This is a genomic window from Pseudomonas sp. ATCC 43928, from assembly GCF_005938665.2.
Taxonomy (GTDB): Bacteria; Pseudomonadota; Gammaproteobacteria; order Pseudomonadales; family Pseudomonadaceae; genus Aquipseudomonas.
In genome coordinates this window covers 5,857,734-5,875,366 of the sequence record NZ_CP041753.1, presented here as the reverse complement: position 1 = coordinate 5,875,366, position 17,633 = coordinate 5,857,734, and the positions used below count along the sequence as shown (strand labels likewise).

Annotated in this window: 17 protein-coding genes; 4 read left to right on the top strand and 13 right to left on the bottom strand. The window is 60.3% G+C overall.

Annotated elements, in window-relative coordinates:
- Nucleotides 1-105 precede the first annotated feature (105 nt).
- On the top strand, nucleotides 106-1,053 hold the full coding sequence (locus tag FFH90_RS27050) for an LD-carboxypeptidase (protein WP_064620602.1): 948 nt from the start codon (nucleotides 106-108) through the stop codon (nucleotides 1,051-1,053).
- Between the two features lie 94 nt (nucleotides 1,054-1,147).
- Here the strand turns inward: FFH90_RS27050 and FFH90_RS27045 are convergent, their stop codons facing one another.
- The 5 genes from FFH90_RS27045 to leuS all read right to left on the bottom strand — a co-directional run bounded on the left by FFH90_RS27045 (nucleotide 1,148) and on the right by leuS (nucleotide 7,295).
- On the bottom strand, nucleotides 1,148-2,470 hold the full coding sequence (locus tag FFH90_RS27045) for a lytic murein transglycosylase (RefSeq protein WP_019650890.1): 1,323 nt from the start codon (nucleotides 2,468-2,470) through the stop codon (nucleotides 1,148-1,150).
- 62 nt (nucleotides 2,471-2,532) lie between these two features.
- Nucleotides 2,533-2,697 (bottom strand): alternative ribosome rescue factor ArfA, encoded by a 165-nt coding sequence (arfA, locus tag FFH90_RS27040; RefSeq protein WP_003176285.1) that lies wholly within the window; start codon nucleotides 2,695-2,697, stop codon nucleotides 2,533-2,535.
- Nucleotides 2,698-2,915: 218 nt separating this feature from the next.
- Nucleotides 2,916-3,953: a DNA polymerase III subunit delta gene (holA, locus tag FFH90_RS27035; RefSeq protein ID WP_007937416.1), complete on the bottom strand. Its 1,038-nt coding sequence runs from the start codon at nucleotides 3,951-3,953 to the stop codon at nucleotides 2,916-2,918.
- A 39-nt stretch (nucleotides 3,954-3,992) separates the two neighbouring features.
- Nucleotides 3,993-4,598, bottom strand: coding sequence for an LPS assembly lipoprotein LptE (gene lptE, locus FFH90_RS27030; protein WP_064620598.1), 606 nt, complete (start codon nucleotides 4,596-4,598; stop codon nucleotides 3,993-3,995).
- 90 nt (nucleotides 4,599-4,688) lie between these two features.
- Complete coding sequence (gene leuS, locus FFH90_RS27025; protein WP_019581340.1) at nucleotides 4,689-7,295, bottom strand: leucine--tRNA ligase; 2,607 nt, start codon at nucleotides 7,293-7,295, stop codon at nucleotides 4,689-4,691.
- Nucleotides 7,296-7,575: 280 nt separating this feature from the next.
- On the opposite strand from leuS, the gene FFH90_RS27020 reads away from it, so the two are divergent.
- The gene (locus FFH90_RS27020) at nucleotides 7,576-7,896 is read left to right on the top strand and encodes a hypothetical protein (RefSeq protein WP_019650894.1); all 321 of its coding nucleotides are present in this window, start codon (nucleotides 7,576-7,578) and stop codon (nucleotides 7,894-7,896) included.
- Between the two features lie 106 nt (nucleotides 7,897-8,002).
- On the top strand, nucleotides 8,003-8,782 hold the full coding sequence (locus FFH90_RS27015; protein ID WP_026286383.1) for a YdcF family protein: 780 nt from the start codon (nucleotides 8,003-8,005) through the stop codon (nucleotides 8,780-8,782).
- A gap of 38 nt (nucleotides 8,783-8,820) precedes the next feature.
- On the opposite strand, the gene lnt is transcribed toward FFH90_RS27015, so the two are convergent.
- The 5 genes from lnt to miaB form a co-directional block, all read right to left on the bottom strand.
- The gene (gene lnt / locus FFH90_RS27010) at nucleotides 8,821-10,344 is read right to left on the bottom strand and encodes an apolipoprotein N-acyltransferase (RefSeq protein WP_138866356.1); all 1,524 of its coding nucleotides are present in this window, start codon (nucleotides 10,342-10,344) and stop codon (nucleotides 8,821-8,823) included.
- Between the two features lie 14 nt (nucleotides 10,345-10,358).
- Complete coding sequence (locus FFH90_RS27005) at nucleotides 10,359-11,198, bottom strand: HlyC/CorC family transporter (RefSeq protein WP_007909641.1); 840 nt, start codon at nucleotides 11,196-11,198, stop codon at nucleotides 10,359-10,361.
- 5 nt (nucleotides 11,199-11,203) lie between these two features.
- Entirely contained in the window at nucleotides 11,204-11,698 is a 495-nt protein-coding gene (ybeY, locus tag FFH90_RS27000; protein WP_018925765.1) for an rRNA maturation RNase YbeY, read from the bottom strand.
- Nucleotides 11,691-12,695 carry a PhoH family protein gene (locus FFH90_RS26995; protein ID WP_019020889.1) on the bottom strand — a complete coding sequence of 335 codons (1,005 nt, stop codon included), beginning with the start codon at nucleotides 12,693-12,695 and terminating at the stop codon, nucleotides 11,691-11,693. Before FFH90_RS26995 ends, ybeY begins: the two co-directional genes overlap by 8 nt.
- 247 nt (nucleotides 12,696-12,942) lie before the next feature.
- Nucleotides 12,943-14,271, bottom strand: coding sequence for a tRNA (N6-isopentenyl adenosine(37)-C2)-methylthiotransferase MiaB (gene miaB / locus FFH90_RS26990; protein WP_018925767.1), 1,329 nt, complete (start codon nucleotides 14,269-14,271; stop codon nucleotides 12,943-12,945).
- 134 nt (nucleotides 14,272-14,405) lie between these two features.
- Between miaB and FFH90_RS26985 the strand changes: the two genes are divergently transcribed.
- Nucleotides 14,406-14,735: a DUF1820 family protein gene (locus FFH90_RS26985; protein ID WP_003185742.1), complete on the top strand. Its 330-nt coding sequence runs from the start codon at nucleotides 14,406-14,408 to the stop codon at nucleotides 14,733-14,735.
- A 183-nt stretch (nucleotides 14,736-14,918) separates the two neighbouring features.
- Here the strand turns inward: FFH90_RS26985 and FFH90_RS26980 are convergent, their stop codons facing one another.
- The 3 genes from FFH90_RS26980 to thiE all read right to left on the bottom strand — a co-directional run bounded on the left by FFH90_RS26980 (nucleotide 14,919) and on the right by thiE (nucleotide 17,621).
- On the bottom strand, nucleotides 14,919-15,473 hold the full coding sequence (locus FFH90_RS26980; protein WP_018925768.1) for a tetratricopeptide repeat protein: 555 nt from the start codon (nucleotides 15,471-15,473) through the stop codon (nucleotides 14,919-14,921).
- A 224-nt stretch (nucleotides 15,474-15,697) separates the two neighbouring features.
- The gene (hemL, locus tag FFH90_RS26975) at nucleotides 15,698-16,981 is read right to left on the bottom strand and encodes a glutamate-1-semialdehyde 2,1-aminomutase (RefSeq protein ID WP_018925769.1); all 1,284 of its coding nucleotides are present in this window, start codon (nucleotides 16,979-16,981) and stop codon (nucleotides 15,698-15,700) included.
- A gap of 16 nt (nucleotides 16,982-16,997) precedes the next feature.
- Nucleotides 16,998-17,621 (bottom strand): thiamine phosphate synthase, encoded by a 624-nt coding sequence (gene thiE / locus FFH90_RS26970; protein ID WP_138866355.1) that lies wholly within the window; start codon nucleotides 17,619-17,621, stop codon nucleotides 16,998-17,000.
- Nucleotides 17,622-17,633: the final 12 nt, after the last annotated feature.

Here is a 17,633-nt window from a genome sequence, read left to right as displayed (position 1 = left end):
TCCTCTGCAGGCTTTTCCTGCAAGCCGTGGTGCGACTGACCCTCTTTTGTTTATTCCCGTTCCTGACTACTGTGTGCTGAAGCATTCACACAGGGAGAATCATGGATGACTGCTCGACCGACCCACACCCTTTGTCCTCACGTCCCTGTTCCGGCCTTGCCGCCTGCAGGGCTGATCGGCGTCATTGCGCCTGCCGGCCCCGCTGCCCTGGACACCGATAAAGCGATTGCCTGGATGCGCGCTCGCGGCTATTCGCTGCGAGTGTTCCCCGGCGTTTACGAGAAAGACGGCTACCTGGCCGGCAGCGACGATGTGCGGCTCAATGACTTGCACGCGGCATTTACCGACAGCGAGGTCGACGCCATCATCTGTTTGCGTGGCGGTTACGGTACTCCGCGTTTGCTCGATCGGATCGATTTCGAGTTACTGCGCAACAATGCCAAACCGTTCATCGGCTATAGCGATATCACTGCTCTGCATCTGGCAATCAGCCGTTATGCGGGTTTCGTGACGTTTCACGGCCCGATGCTCAATGCTGACCTGCTGGGTGACAAGCAGAAACCCACCGAGTCCTCGTTTTTCAACATGTTGCGCGGGCAGGTGACGGCGGACAGCGTGCTGGCGCACCCGGTGGCCTATCCGTTGGCGACCGTCTCGCCAGGCATTGCTCACGGGCGTTTGCTGGGGGGCAATCTGTCGATGATCGCCGCGACCATGGGCACGCCTTACGAGATCGACGCCGAGGGCGCCATCCTGTTCATCGAAGACATCAACGAGCCGCTTTATCGCATTGATCGGCTGCTGACCCACTTGCGTCTGGCCGGCACGCTGCACAAGTTGCGCGGGGTTCTGGTGGGGGATGTGGCGGGCGTGGACACCATCGCGCTGGAGGGCTTGCTCAAGCAGACCTTCGCGTCGTTGCGCATACCCGTGCTGGCGGGGTGGCGCAGCGGGCATTGCGATCCGAACCTGACGTTGCCGATGGGGGCACTGGTCAGGCTGGATGCGGGGAGCAAGACGTTGGTGTTGGAGCAGGATGTGGTGATCAAGTAACAACACATCGCAAAAAAAGATCGCAGCCTTCGGCAGTTCCTGCAGGTGTACACAAAACCCTGTAGGAGCTGTCGAAGGCTGCGATCTTTTGCTTTTAGCGGTTACGCAAACCTTCGAGCAACTTGTGCGTAGGGTACCCATCCGCCGGCCAGCCAAACGACTGCTGCGCGCTGCGGATTGCTTTACGGGTATTGGCGCCGATGATGCCGTCGGGGGTGCCGGCGTCATAGTTCCGGGCGCTCAGCAGGGTTTGCAGCTCGATTCGCTCGGTACGGCTCAGCGGCAAGTCATCTTTTGGCCATAGACCGTTGATCAGGCCACCGCCATTGAAACGCTCAGACAACAGGCTCACGCCCAAGGCGTAGGACGACGAGTTGTTGTACTTGAGGATTGCGCGGAAGTTATCGAAGATCAGGAATGCCGGGCCGCGATAGCCTGCCGGCAGGAGCAGGGCGGCCGACAGGTGTTCGGAACCGGCCGGAACCTGGACACCATTGGGCAGGGTGACCCCCAGTTGCTGCCACTCGGCGACGCTTTTGCGAATCGCGCCATCGGCCAGGACGTAATTGAAGCTGCTCGGCAGTTGGACTTCGAAGCCCCACGGCTGACCTTTCTGCCAGCCAGAGCTTTGCAGGTAATGCGCAGTCGAGGCCAGTGCATCAGCGGCGCTGTTCCAGATGTCACGGCGGCCATCGCCGTCGAAGTCTACGGCGTGGGTGTTGTAGGTGGTCGGGATGAACTGGGTCTGGCCCATGGCGCCCGCCCAGGAGCCGAGCATTTTCTCGGGTTCAATATCACCCTGTTGCAGGATCTGCAGGGCAGCGATCAGCTGCGCATGAGCAAAGCCTGGGCGTCGACCTTCATAGGCCAGGGTTGCCAGGGAGTTGATCACAGACTTGTTACCCTGGAACTGACCGAAGTTACTCTCCATGCCCCACACCGCGACCAATGCCTGACGGTCGACGCCATAGCGCTGTTCGATGCTTTGCAGGATATCGGCGTACTGGCTGACCAGTGCCTGACCTTTGCGTACCCGCAGCGGCGACAGCGCGCCATCGAGGTATTCCCACACCGGACGAGTAAATTCCGGTTGGCTGCGGTCGGCACGGATCACGCTGGCGTCCAAGCTGACATTGGCAAAGGCACGGTCGAACAGGTCGGCGCGAATGCCGGCGGCGAGGGCGTCTTTGCGAAAGCCCGCCTGCCATTCGGCAAAGGTCTGGGTGGGCTGGATGTCGAGATCCTCACCGGTCGGAACCACCGGCGGAACGACCGCAGGGGCCGTGGCAACGGCTTGGGTTTGAAGCGGCTGGGCGTCGGCGGCGGTGGGTTTTTCCGCGCAGGCGACAAGCAGAACGAGGCTGGAGGCAGCTATCAATTGGCGAAGGTGCCAACGACGGGAAAGACAAAGGGGCATGCACAGGTCCAGAGGATACGAATCAGGTGCAGACCTTAACATGTTGAGCGATGGCTTGCCTTTCAGGCTGCCAGAAAGTAAGAAGCCTCCCAGCTATTAGACTGGAAGGCTTCGCGGCGGTAGCTGCCTTTGCCCTTGCCGGCTCGTTCCTGACGGCTGCGGAACAGTGGCTGGGCGATGATGGATTTGGCCTTGTTGGGGCCATGCTTGGATGGCTTTTTACTCATGATGATCTCTCGCAAGTGAGTGGATTTTGCGGGACAAATCATCGGCCGAAGTTGGGGTTCTGTCTAGTCCCTGGGATATGTAGGAAATGATGGCTTGTGGCGAGGGAGCTTGCTCTCGTTCGGCTGCGGAGCAGTCGTAAAACCGTTTCGGGGTCGCTTCGCAACCCAGCGGGAGCAAGCTCCCTCGCCACAGAGGTTGGTGCAGGCTGGAAAACAGGTTATTCGGCAGGCAACGACAATCTCTGCCCAGCCATCAACAACGTCAACCGGCTCAAACTCATCCAGGGTGAACCCGCCGCCTGGCCTTTGATCTGCGCGTCGATGCGCTGTGCTTCAAGCAGCAATTGCGCCCAGCGTTGTGCCGAGTAGCGTTGCAGTGCCTTGCTCATCAGTGGTTTGCGCTTGTCCCAGACCGGCGGTCGGGCCTGGCTGAAGGCTTTGTCCAGCGGCACGCCCTGGCTGTATTGCAGCGACAGGTTGGCCAGCAGGCGCAGTTCACGGGCAAGCGCCCAGAGAATCACCGGCGGTTCGACGCCTTCGCCGCGCAGTCCTTCGAGCATGCGCAGGGCATGAGCGGCTTCGCCGTTGAGGATCGCGTCGGTCAAGCCGAAGACGTCGAAGCGCGCGCTGTCGGCCACCGCCGCTTGCACGGTTTCGACGGTGATCTGACCACCTTCGGCCATCAGCTTGAGCTTTTCGATTTCCTGGGCGGCAGCCAGCAAGTTGCCTTCGACCCGAGCGGCGATCAGTTCGACGGCGTCCTGGCTGGCGGAAAGCCCGGCCTGGGACAGTCGTTGACGAATCCAGCTCGGCAACTGGTTGGTGTCCACGGGCCAGATTTGCACGAACTGGGTCTGCGGACCTTCGACCAGCGCCTTGCCCCACTTGGTTTTCTGCGCACTGCCATCAAGCTTGGGCAGGCTGATCAGCAGTAGCGTGTCTTCTGCCGGGCGCGAGCAGTACTCGATGAGCGCGGCGGCGCCTTTGTCACCAGGTTTGCCGGAGGGCAGGCGCAGTTCCAGAAGACGTTTTTCGGCGAACAGCGACATGCTTGCACCAGCCTGCAGCAGCGTACCCCAGTCGAAACTGGCGTCGGCGGCGAAGACCTGGCGCTCATCGAAACCTTGTTGGCGAGCAGCGGCGCGAATGGCGTCGGCGGCTTCCTGGCACAGCAGTGGGTCATCGCCACTGATGATGTAGACCGGCGCAAGAGCGCCTTGCAGGTGTTTACCGAGTTGGGCGGGGGCGAGTTTCATAAGAGGAGGCGAACGGGGCGCCTGAGCGCCCCGTAAGTCTTATTGCTGCGGCAGTTCGACAGGCGACTGACGCGGAGTCTCCGCTTCAGCTTTCTGCGCTGCTTCCAGCGCGGCGGCTTCAGCCTTGGCCCGGGCGTCGGCGGTCTGTTGCAGCTGCTCCAACTGAGTCGGAGTGAGCTGTTGCAGACGCAGCATCATGCGTTGAACCAGTTCACGACGAGTCTCGCGGCGGGCATCGTTGGCTTCCTGGTCGGAACCTACCAGATTGTTGCCATCGTGGATGAACACCTTCTGCACTTCAAGCTTGTCGCTCAGCAGTGGCAGGCCACCTTGACCACGGATGTCGTAATTGAGCACGGTATTCACCTGGTACTCGCCAGTACGGCCGGCACCGGCATAGCTGAGGATGCGCTGGCTTTCCTGCTCATCGGTCAGCACCAGTTTGTAAGGTGCGCCGCTGTAGACCCGGACGCCGCTGCTTTCCAGTACCTGACGCAATTGTGTCACGGTTTCGCCGTAGGCATTGCGGGCACTCAGGTCGAGTTCCTTGATCGCCAGTTCGGTGGTTTCGGTGCCACGCAGGTGGAAACCGCAGGCGCTCAGCAGGACTGCAAGGCCCATCACCAGCAAATTGCGTTTGATCATCTTGTTGCTCCCCTTGAAACCATGTGGGCCGGTCAAGCGGCCCGAAAGGTTTTACTCGGCGCCAGGCTCACCTGGCGCCCGATCCAATTTTTAGCTGGCGACGATATTGACCAGTTTCCCGGGCACTACGATCACTTTGCGAATAGTCAGGCCATCGACGAAGCGCAGGACGTTTTCGTTGGCCCGTGCGGCGGCTTCGACTTCTTCGCGGCTGGCGCTGGCTGGCATTTCGATGTGGCCGCGCAGCTTGCCATTCACTTGAATGACCAGTTGCAGGCTGTCCTGTACCAGGGCGCTTTCGTCCAGCACCGGCCAACCGGCGTCGATCACCGGGTCGGCGTGGCCCAGGCGATGCCACAGCTCGTGGCTGATGTGCGGGGTGATCGGGGCCAGCAGCAGAGTCACGGTTTCCAGGCCTTCGTGAATCAGCGCGCGATCCTGTTCGGTGCCTTGCGGGGCTTTTTCCAGCACGTTCATCAGCGTCATCACCTGGGCGATGGCGGTGTTGAATTTGTGATTCTGGCCGACGTCGTGGCTGGCCTGCTTGATGGCCTGGTGGATCGAACGGCGAATGGCTTTCTGCTCGTCATTCAGGCTGGCGACATCCAGTTTTCCCGGCAGGCCCTGAGTGACGTGCGCTTGAGCCAGGCGCCAGACGCGCTTGAGGAAGCGGTGCGAACCTTCTACTCCGGAGTCGGACCATTCCGCGCTCATGTCAGGTGGCGAGGCGAACATCATGAACAGGCGGCAGGTGTCTGCACCGAACTGGTCAATCATCGACTGTGGATCGACGCCGTTGTTCTTCGACTTGGCCATCTTCTCGGTGCCGCCGATTTCCACCGGCAGGCCATCTGCGATCAGCTTGGCGCTAATAACCTTGGCCTTGCTGTCGCGTTCGAGTTCGACGTCCGCGGGGTTGAACCAGGTGTAGGCACCGTTGGCTTCGCGACGGTAGTAAGTCTCGGCGATTACCATGCCCTGGGTCAGCAGGTTCTTGAATGGCTCGTTGGAGCTCACCAGGCCTTCATCGCGCATCAGCTTGTGGAAGAAGCGCGCGTAGAGCAGGTGAAGAATCGCGTGTTCGATACCGCCGATGTACTGATCCACCGGCAACCAGTGGTCGGCCGCCGATTTTTCTACCAGGCCACCTTCAAAGTGCGGCGAGGCGTAACGGGCGTAGTACCACGAGGACTCGACGAAGGTGTCCATGGTGTCGGTTTCACGCTTGGCCGGTGCACCGCATTTCGGGCAAGCGCACTCGTAGAACTCGGGCATGCGTGCCAGCGGCGAACCAGCGCCGTCCGGTACCACGTCTTCCGGCAGCACCACGGGCAGTTGATCTTCCGGGACCGGTACATCACCGCAAGTATCGCAGTGGATGATCGGGATCGGGCAGCCCCAGTAGCGTTGACGGCTGATGCCCCAGTCGCGCAGGCGGAACTGGGTGCGCGAGGCGCCGAGGTTTTTCTTGATCAGTGCGACTTCGATAGCGTCGAAAGCGCCTGCGAAGTCGAGGCCGTCGAACTCGCCGGAGTTGATCAGCGTGCCGTACTCGCCGTAAGCGTCCTGCCACGGGGCAGGATTAGTGTCACCGGCACTTGTGCGCACCACCGATTTGATCGGCAGGTTGTACTTGTGGGCGAACTCGAAATCACGCTCGTCGTGCGCCGGAACTGCCATGACCGCGCCATCGCCATAGTGCATCAGCACGTAGTTGGCGACCCATACCGGGAGTTTCTCACCGGTCAGCGGGTGCTCGACGAACAGCGAGGTCGGCAGGCCTTTTTTCTCTTGAGTGGCGACGTCGGCTTCAGCAACGCTGCCGCCCTTGCATTCAGCGATGAACGCTTGCAGTTCAGGGTTGTTCTGCGCCGCCAGGGCAGCCAGAGGGTGTTCGGCGGCCACGGCAACATAGGTTGCGCCCATCAGGGTATCCGGACGGGTGGTGAAGACTTTCAACGCGCCGGCTTCACCGATGGAAGCGACGTCGTACGGGAACTGCACTTCCATGCCGCGGGATTTGCCGATCCAGTTGCGCTGCATGGTCTTGACCTGTTCAGGCCAGCCAGTCAGTTCGTCGAGGCTCTCCAGCAGCTCATCCGCGTAAGCGGTGATCTTGAAGTAGTACATCGGGATTTCGCGCTTTTCAATCAGCGCGCCGGAACGCCAGCCGCGACCGTCGATCACTTGCTCGTTGGCCAGAACAGTCTGGTCGACCGGGTCCCAGTTCACAGTGCCGCTTTTTTTGTAAATCACGCCTTTTTCGAACAGGCGAGTGAACAGCCATTGTTCCCAGCGGTAGTAATCGGGCTTGCAGGTGGTCACTTCGCGCGACCAGTCCACCGCCAGGCCCAGGCTGCGCAGCTGGCTTTTCATGTAGGCGATGTTTTCGTAGGTCCACTTGGCGGGCGCTACGTTGTTCTTCATCGCGGCGTTTTCCGCCGGCATGCCGAACGCGTCCCAACCCATGGGTTGCAGGACGTTCTTGCCTTGCATGCGCTGGTAGCGGGAGATCACGTCGCCGATGGTGTAGTTGCGCACGTGCCCCATGTGTAGCTTGCCGCTGGGGTAAGGGAACATCGACAGGCAGTAGAAAGTCTCCTTGCCTGGCTGTTCACTGACTTCAAAGGACTTTTGCTCGTCCCAGAACGACTGGGCGGCGGCTTCGATTTCACGGGGCTGATATTGTTCGTGCATGGCTACTTTTGAACTGAATAGGGGTGGCCTAATCCTCTTCAATGCAACGCTGGACGGTGATGACGCCAAATCGGCGTTTCGCTGCCCAGCCGAGCTGGAAGTGGAGTTACAGGAAGCGCCGTAGCATACATGACGGCACTCTACCGAGGGAAACCCTGATTACACGCAAGGGCGCGGTCAATTCCCGCCCCAAGGGCCGTTGGTCGCGGCGCTCAGCCGGTTTTTTCAGCGAAGCTAAGCTCTAAAAGGGGAGTGAGTCTTATCTTCAATGAGGTGATGGATGGTTGATTCACAGCAAAAAGCTACAAAACCGGAGTTGTACGAAAGACTGATCGACCGTCTCGCAATGGCCCTGGACGCGGCCAAAACCGCTGGACGGCTTCGCGACGAGCGTCCCCTGGAGCTGGAACTGCGTGGTTTGACCCCCGCAGAGTTTGAACTGGTCAAGGCCTATCTGGACCGTAGTGAACGTGAAACGCACGGATGCTTGTCAGCAGCAATGAAGCAACTCGAGGCACCACGTACGGCCAAGATCCTCTGGCTCAAGGATAAGACACCCGGCGGAGGCGCGGTAAAGGTCCGGTCTCTGCAGTTCAAGTAAGGACACTTGAAACCATCGCATATGGTTTTTTGAAATAAAGTCCTTCCGCATTTGTTGTCGCATTGCGTTAACCCACTTAGGCTTCGGGCATCTATGGAGATGCCCGATGCCTTTTCGTTATTTCATTAAACAACTTCTATTGCCGCCCGGCGTTCTTTTGCTGTTACTGGTACTCGCCTGGTGGTGGCGCCGCTCAAGGCCGAGGCTGGCGGGAGCGTGCTTCGTTATGGGGGTGGGCGGCTTCTGGTTGATGAGCCTGCCAGTCATGGTGGAGTGGACTGCCAAGGCTCTGGAGCGCGAGCCGCCGCTCGTGCGCGAGGAATGGGCCACCCTGGGCCAGCGCGCCGACGCGATCGTGGTGCTGGGTTCCGGGCGTGAGCGTGGCGACCTGGCCTGGGGTGTCGACCAGCCCACCGGCGTAGGGCTTGGGCGCGAGCGTTATGCCGCGCGTCTGGCCAAGGCTTCCGGCTTGCCGATTCTGGCCAGCGGCGGCCTGCATTACGGGACACCGCCGACTGAAGCGCAGCTGATGGCGGATTCGTTGCTCGATGATTTTGGCGTGACGGTACGCTGGCAGGAAGGGCGCAGCCGCACAACCTGGGAAAACGCGCAGTTCAGCGCCCAGGTATTGTTGCCGCAGGGGATCAAACGGGTGGTGGTCGTGACTCAGGCGTGGCATATGCCGCGGGCGGTGTGGAGCTTTGAGCAGGCCGGATTTGAGGTGGTGCCGGCGCCGGTGGGGTTTTTAGGCGTGGACAATGCGCGGCCGCTGGGTGGCTGGATGCCGGAATTCAAATCGATCTGGCAATCGGGGCAGTTGATGAATGAGCTCGTGGGGCAGGTCGGGTATTGGATGTTCTATCGAGGCGAGCCTGTTGAGGAGTGATCATTCCCACGCCAGTGCATGGGAATGATCCTGCCGGGTTAAACGGTCTTCGCCATCCGGTTGGCCATCAACGCCCAACCAAACAACAGCACGCAAATGATGATCAACGGCCACGAACGCCATTGCAGATACGGCGTCAGGTTATGCATTGGCACCACTTCGCCGTACAGAATACCGCGTTCGAACTGCGGGATCCGGGCAGTGATCTGACCAAACGGGTTGATCAGGCCGGTCACGCCGTTGTTGGTGGCGCGGATCATCCAGCGGCCGGCCTCAAGGGCGCGCATCTGCGCCATCTGCAAGTGTTGCAATGGGCCGATCGAGGTGCCGAACCAGGTGTCGTTGCTGATGGTCAGCAGCAAATCGCTGCGGGCGGCGAGGCCTGCGGCGAATTCCGGGTAGACCACTTCGTAGCAGATGTACGGCGCAATCTGATAGCCCTTGGCCTGTAGCAGCGGTTGATCGGCCGGTCCACGGGCAAAGTCGGACATCGGCAGGTCGAAGAACGCGATCAGGCCGCGCAAGACTTCCTGCAACGGAACGTATTCACCGAATGGCACCAGTTTCTGCTTCAGGTAAGTGCCATCACCTTCACCGACAACGGTGATGCCGTTGAAGTAGCGCTTCTCGTGATGGACTTCCTGGCGAATCGGCACGCCGGTAATCAGCGCGGATTTACGCTCTGCAGCGAAGCTGCCCATCATGTCCAGATAGCCCTCGGCGGACTCCTTGAGCACCGGGACCGCCGTTTCCGGCCAGATCAGCAGGTCGACGGGTTTGGAGCTGAAACTCATGTCGCGGTACAGCGCCAGCTGCGCGTTGATCTGCGACGGGTCCCATTTCATGCTTTGTTCGATGTTGCCCTGGATCGCCGCGACGCTCAACGGCGCACCCGAAGGGCTGGTCCAGGCGTGTTCCTTGAGCGCCAGGCCGATCACCCACGGGCCGGCCAGCAGCAACACGCCAGCGGCAATAAAGCCCTTGCGAGCGGTGCGAATCAGGCGCGGTGCGTTGTAGATCAGCGCGGCGGTCAGGGCCAGCGCGAAGGAAATCAGCCACATCCCGCCGACCGGCGCGAGCCCGGCCAATGGGCCGTCGAGCTGGCTGTAACCGGAATACAGCCACGGGAAGCCGGTGAGGAACCAGCCGCGAAAGGCTTCCTGACCCACCCACAACGCGGCAAACGCCAGGGCATCGGCCAGCGGCGCTTCGTTACGGCGCAGCCAGCGCGCCCAAATCCAGGCGGGCAAGGCGAAGAACCAGGCAATCGCTGCGGTGAAGAGCAGCATCAAGAACCCGGCCAGCAGTACAGATGCGCCGCCGAAGTTGTGAATGCTGTAGTAGATCCAGCTGGTTCCGCCGGCAAACAGGCCGAAACCGAAACACCAGCCACGGCCCAGGGCCTGACGGGGGCTCAGCTCGCGCAAGCCGGCGTAAAAGAAACCGACCGCCAGCAATGCCAGCGGCCAGATATCGAATGGCGCCAAGGCCAGGGTGGTGAGTGCACCGGCCGCCACGGCCAGCAGGTTACCGGGCCAGCCGGGGCGGGTCATCCAGCGCATTTCAATCCTTAGAGTTACCGAGCTATAGGTGTCAGACGCAGCAAATGAATCCGACGGCTGTCGGCGTTCAGGATGCGGAAGCGATAGGCGCCGATTTCGGTGATTTCGTTGCGTTTTGGCAAGTGCCCGAACGCGCTCATCACCAGACCGCCGACGGTGTCGAATTCGTCGTCGGAGAATTCGCTGTCAAAGAACTCGTTGAAGTTCTCGATCGGCGTCAGGGCCTTGATCAGGAAGTCACCGCTGGGCAGCGGCTTGATGTAGCTGTCTTCTTCGACGTCATGCTCGTCTTCGATGTCGCCGACGATTTGTTCGAGCACGTCTTCAATGGTCACCAGACCGGCCACGCCGCCGTATTCGTCAATGACGATGGCCATGTGGTTATGGTTGGCGCGGAATTCGCGCAGCAGCACGTTCAGTCGCTTGGACTCGGGCACGAAGGTGGCCGGGCGCAGCAGGTCCTTGATGTTGAAGCTGTCGCCGTTCTCCTTGAGGATCAACGGCAGCAAGTCCTTGGCCAGCAACACGCCCATCACGTCATCATGGCTTTCGCCGATCACCGGGTAGCGGGAGTGGGCCGAGTCGACCACGGCGGGCAGGAACTCGCGAGGTGTCTGGGTCGCCTTGATGCTGATCATCTGCGAGCGCGGGACCATGATGTCCCGTACTTGCAGGTCTGCAACCTGGATGGCGCCTTCGACGATGGCCAGCGCTTCGCTGTCCAGCAACTTGTTTTGGTGTGCATCGCGCAGCAGCTCCAGCAGCTCCTGGCGGTTTTTCGGCTCGTGGGCAAAAGCCTGGGTGAGCTTACCCAGCCAAGACTTCTGCCCGTTGCTCGATCGATCTTCGCTCATAGCGATTACTCTGAATCCTTTGTTGTAACGATAGGGGATGTGTCTGTTTCGTCGTCCGCATAAGGGTCCGGATGACCCAGTTCTGCAAGCAACGTTCGTTCCAGTGCTTCCATTTCTTCGGCTTCGTCGTCATCTATATGGTCGTAACCAAGCAGATGCAAGCAGCCGTGAATGACCAGATGCGCCCAATGGGCGTTGAGTGCCTTGCCTTGTTCGGCGGCTTCGCGCTCGACCACGGCCACGCAGATCACCAGATCGCCCAATAACGGGATATCCAGCAACTCGTCCGGCACATCGGCAGGAAATGACAGCACGTTGGTGGCGTAATCCTTCTGCCGCCAGGTGTGATTCAGTTCGCGGCCTTCTTCTTCGTCGACCAGACGAATGGTCAGCTCGGAGTCGGCGGTGCGCTGGCGCAGGGCCAGTTCACACCATTTCCGGAACTCGGCTTCACTCGGGGCAGGTGCGTCGCTGGCCAGTTGCAGATCAAGCTCAAGCATCGTGCGGGGTGTCCTTTGGCGCGGCATCGGCAGCGCGATTTTCGAAGCGCTCGTACGCCTCGACGATGCGTTGTACCAGCGGATGGCGCACCACGTCCTTGGGCTGGAAGTGGGTGAAGCTGATGCCCGGAACGTCCTTGAGCACTTCGATCACATGATGCAGCCCGGACTTGGTGCCGCGTGGCAGGTCGACCTGGGTGATGTCACCGGTGATGACCGCCGTGGAGCCAAAGCCGATCCGGGTCAGGAACATCTTCATTTGTTCGACGGTGGTGTTCTGGCTTTCGTCGAGGATGATGAAGCTGTTGTTCAGCGTGCGGCCGCGCATGTAGGCCAGTGGCGCGACTTCAATGACCTGGCGCTCGATTAGCTTGGCGACATATTCGAAGCCGAGCATTTCGTAGAGCGCGTCGTAGAGCGGGCGCAGGTACGGGTCGATTTTTTGCGACAGGTCGCCGGGCAGGAAGCCGAGTTTTTCACCCGCTTCAACCGCCGGACGCACCAACAGGATGCGACGAATCTGCTCGCGTTCCAGTGCGTCTACCGCGCAGGCAACAGCCAGATAGGTCTTGCCGGTACCGGCCGGGCCGATGCCGAAATTGATGTCGTTACCGAGGATTTCTTTCACGTAGCGCAGTTGATTCAAGCCGCGAGGGCGAATCATGCCTTTTTTGGTGCGCAAGGCGACGGACGGTTCGGCGGGGGAGTGGTTGTCCAGTTCCTCGACGGCCGATTCCTGCAGGAACAGGTGAACCATGTCCGGCGACAGCTCGGTACCCTTGGTTTCCCGGTACAAGCGACGCAGGAGGTTTTCCGCGGAGGTGGTGTGCTTGGGCTCGCCGATCAGTTCGAACTGGTTTCCGCGGTTGCGGATCTCGATGGTCAGGCGCTGTTCGATCAAGCGCAGATGCTCATCGAATTGCCCGCACAAATTGGCGAAGCGGCGAGCTTCAAAAGGCTCGAGGATGAAACGATGTGGTTCTATGGGTGCGTTCAAGGTCGTATTTAGCCGCCCTGGGGCAATATTGATGAAATAAAGGATAACGCCAGTCGCCTGGGTGCGAAAGCTCTTAAAGCAGTCTCACTGGATAACTGTGGCGAGGGAGCTTGCTCCCGCTGGAGTGCGAAGCGCTCCCAAATCATCCAGCCTCAATCTTTCAGGATGATCGAGGTGTCTGGTTTGCGGCTGCTTCGCAACCGAGCGGGAGCAAGCTCCCTCGCCACAAAGGCTCTATGGCCTGCTGTTATTGGATCAACGAGCCTCGCAGCGAGTGCGGTTGCGCGGCGTCGATGTGCACGTCGGCGAACTGGCCGATCAGGGTCGGATTGTCGCAGCGGAAGTTGACGATACGGTTATTCTCGGTGCGCCCCTGCAGTTCGCCAGGGTCTTTTTTCGAATAATCGGTAACCAGAATCCGCTGAATGGAGCCCACCATTTGTCGGCTGATCTCGAACCCTTGCTGGTTCAGGCGATGTTGCAGGGCATTCAGGCGTTCTTTTTTCAGTTCTTCCGGCGTTTCGTCGGCCAGGTCGGCGGCCGGGGTGCCCGGGCGCTGGCTGTAGACGAAAGAGTAGGAGAAGTCGAAACCGACGTCTTCGATCAGCTTCATGGTCTGTTCGAAATCTTTCTCGGTCTCGCCCGGGAAGCCGACGATAAAGTCCGAACTGATGCAGATCCCCGGCACGGCGGCCCGCAGTTTGCGCAGTTTGGACTTGTACTCCAGCGCGGTGTGGTTGCGCTTCATCGCCGCGAGGATTCGGTCGGAGCCCGATTGCACCGGCAAGTGCAGGTGTTTCACCAGTTCCGGCACGTCGGCGTGGGCCTGGATCAGGCTGTCGGAGAACTCCAGCGGGTGCGAAGTGGTGTAGCGAATCCGGTCGATGCCATCGACGGCGGCGACCACCCGGATCAATTCCGCCAGGTCGGCCAGACGACCATCGTGAGTGGTCCCGCGATAGCCGTTGACGTTTTGCCCCAGCAGGGTCACTTCGCGCACGCCGTTTTCGGCCAGGTGGATGATCTCGGCAATCACATCGTCGAACGGCCGGCTGACTTCTTCACCGCGGGTATAAGGCACCACGCAGAAGGTGCAGTACTTGCTGCAGCCTTCCATGACCGACACGTAAGCGCTCGGCCCATCGATGCGCGGTTCGGGCAAGTGGTCGAATTTTTCGATTTCCGGGAACGAGACGTCGACTTGCGGCAGTTTGGTGGCGCGCGCGGCGTCGATCATTTCCGGCAGACGGTGCAGGGTCTGCGGGCCGAACACCACGTCGACATACGGAGCGCGATCACGGATGGCCGCGCCTTCCTGGCTGGCCACGCAACCGCCGACGGCGATGACCATTTCCGGATTGGCCAGTTTCAGTTCGCGCCAGCGGCCGAGCTGGGAATACACCCGGTCCTGGGCGCGTTCACGGATCGAGCAGGTATTGAGCAGGATCACGTCGGCGTCTTCAGCGCGGGCGGTGACTTCCAGGGCCTGATGTTCACCCAACAGATCGACCATGCGCGAGCTGTCGTACTCGTTCATCTGGCAACCGTGGGTTTCGATGTAAAGCTTCTTGGCCATGGAAAGATTCATCACGTGATTCAAAGAACCGCGCATTATAGGGAACATGTCCCAAGGTTCCTACCGCTGCGCGTCCGGTGGCTATGCTATAGTTCGCGCCCTCATTTTTATCCCCGATGTGTTACCCGCCCACCATGACCAAACGTGAAGCTCCAATCTACAAGGTGATTTTCCTCAATCAGGGCCAGGTGTTCGAAATGTACGCCAAGCAGATCTATCAAAGTGATCTGTGGGGCTTTCTGGAAGTGGAAGAGTTCGTCTTTGGCGAGCGCACACAAGTGGTCGTCGATCCGAGCGAAGAAAAGCTCAAGGCTCAGTTCGAAGGCGTTGTGCGCAGTTTTGTGCCGATGCATTCGATCGTGCGCATCGACGAGGTCGAACGCCTTGGCACGCCGAAAATCAGCGAAGCCCGCGGCGCGGTCGGTAATGTCATGCCGTTTCCGATGCCGATGCCTGAGAAGTAAGCAGTAGGTTTCTCTAAGGTGAGAATGGCTTTTTGTGGCGAGGGAGCTTGCTCCCGTTGGGGCGCGAAGCGGCCCTGAGATCTGCAATCACGATAAGTCTGGCACACCGCGTTCTTGGGTTTTACGACTGCTACGCAGCCGAGCAGGAGCAAGCTCCCTCGCCACAGGGGGGGCGTGTTCAATTCAGGGAAGTGGTGAAAACGGCGTACGCCCGTCGGCGCTCTGCAATTCCATCAGGTATTTACGGAAAATTTGCCCCAGCACCTGGGTAGCAACTTCCAGGTCTTCGCGGGGCATTTTTTCGGCGACTTCGTCGGCGGTGTCCAGCGCGTCTTCGGCGCCGTTGACCGCAGCCATTTTCAGCACGATATACGCCTGAATGTTATTGGCCGGTACACCTTCGCCATGGAAGAACATGGTGCCGAGTTTGAATTGCGCCTGGGCATGACCTTGCAGCGAGGCCTTTTCGAAGTAGCTCAGGGCTTTATTGAGGTCGCGCGGCACGTTTTTGCCTTCGTAGTAGAACTCACCCAACTCGTATTGCGCTTGCGCATCCCCTTCATCCGACGCTTTCTGGCAGGCGGCGAGCGCTTGCGTCAGGTCTTGCGGCTGAGTATTGAGGGTGCAGCGACCCATCGCCGGGATCAACAACGAGTTGCCGCCTGCTTGTGCGAGCGCGAGCAGGGGCTGAAGGAGCAACAGGCAGCCCAATGCAAGGGTGCGGCCGGTGCGGTTCATGGGAATCGACTTACCTCTGAGGGGCGCGCGGACCCGTCGAGGGATCCAATAAGCGCGCATTATGAAATAAGCAGGGCCAACCTTACAAAGTCTTTACTCGTTTTTCTGCTGCGCGGGGACTATATCACCCACTTTGCGGGGGATTATTGGCAGCTGAGCAGGAAAAAGGGAGCGGATGTAGGTGAAAGCTGACGCTGGCAATCGCCAACGTCAGCGTCGCAGATTTACTTCAGTGCGGCGAAGGCACGTTCGGCGGCGTCCAGCGTCAGTTTCAACTCGGTTTCGCCGTGGGCGATCGAGGTGAAGCCGGCTTCGAAGGCGCTCGGCGCCAGGTACACGCCGCCTTCGAGCATCAGGTGGAAGAAGCGCCCGAACAGGTTCGCATCGCTGGCCATCACGTCATCGAAGGTGACGATGTCGTCGGCGCCGCTGAAGTACAGACCGAACATGCCGCCGGCCTGAGTGGTCACGAAGGGAATGCCGGCGGCATCGGCGCGCTGTTGCAGGCCATCGAGCAGGCGGCTGGTGTAGTCGCTCAGTTCGGCGTGGAAACCCGGACGACTGATCAGACGCAGCGTGGTCAGGCCAGCCGCCATCGCCAGCGGGTTGCCCGACAACGTACCGGCCTGGTAGACCGGGCCCAGTGGCGCGATGTGTTCCATGATTTTGCGTTTGCCGCCGAAGCAGCCCACGGGCATGCCGCCACCGATGATCTTGCCGAAGGTGCTCAGGTCCGGTGTTACGCCGTAATAGGCTTGGGCTCCGCCGAGGGCGACACGGAAACCGGTCATCACTTCGTCGAAAATCAGCACCACGCCGTGCTTGTCGCACAGGGTCCGCAGGCCTTCGAGGAAACCCGGTGCCGGCGGTACGCAGTTCATGTTGCCGGCCACCGGTTCGACGATGATGCAGGCCACGTCCTGGCCGACTTCGGCGAGCATGGCTTCTACTGCGTCGATGTCGTTGAACGGCAGGGTCAGGGTGTGTTTGGCGAACGCCGCCGGTACACCGGCCGAGCTCGGTACGCCTTGGGTCAGGGCGCCGGAACCGGCCTTGACCAGCAGGCTGTCGGAGTGACCGTGGTAGCAGCCTTCGAATTTGATGATGCTGTCGCGACCGGTGAAACCACGGGCCAGACGGATCGCACTCATGGTCGCTTCGGTGCCGGAGCTGACCATGCGCACCATTTCCATCGACGGCACGATCGAGCAGACCAGGTCGGCCATCTCGGTTTCCATCGCGGTCGGGGCGCCGTAGGACAAGCCGTGCTCAAGCTGTTTGCGCACCGCATCCAGCACGTCCGGGTGGCTGTGGCCGAGAATCATCGGGCCCCAGGAACCGACGTAATCCACATAGCGCTTGTCGTCTTCGTCGGTGACGTAGGCGCCTTCGGCGTGTTTGAAGAACAACGGCGTGCCGCCAACGCTCTTGAACGCACGAACAGGCGAGTTCACGCCTCCGGGGATGTGTTTCTGGGCATTGGCAAACAGGGTTTCGGAACGAGACATTATTTGGCTCTCAAAATCAGGATTTGAACAATTCGTTAAAGGCGCGGGCGCGACGCGTCACTTCAGCCGTGCTCTCGGCGCCGAACAGGCCATGCACCACCGCCAGCAGATCGACGCCGTGGGCCACCAGCGGGGCAGCGTTGTCCAGGGTGATGCCGCCGATCGCACAGATCGGCAGGTGCAGCTTACTGCGGGCCTGGTCGAGCAGGTCGAGGCTGCATGCCGGTGCGCCGGGCTTGGTGTTGGAATTGAAGAAGCGGCCGAAGGCGACGTAACTGGCGCCTTCCTTGGCGGCTTGTTCGGCGAGTTCGAGTTGCGCGTGGCAGGTCGAGCCGATGATCGCCTGGCGCCCGAGCAGTGCTCGCACCGGCATCAGTGGGCCATCAGTCTGGCCCAGGTGCACGCCGACATTCAGTCGCGCGGCCAGTTCGGCGTCGTCGTTGATGATCAGCTGGGTTTTATAGAGTTCACACAAGTTGCGCAGGGCTTCGGCCTCGCGCAGGCGGCGGGCCTCGTCGCTGCTTTTGTCGCGGTATTGCAGCAAGGTGACACCGCCGTCCAACGCTGCTTTTACATACGGTAGAAATTTACCGGCAAGCAACTGGCTGTCGGTAACGGCGTACAGGCCACGTAGTTTCATCGGACAAGCCTC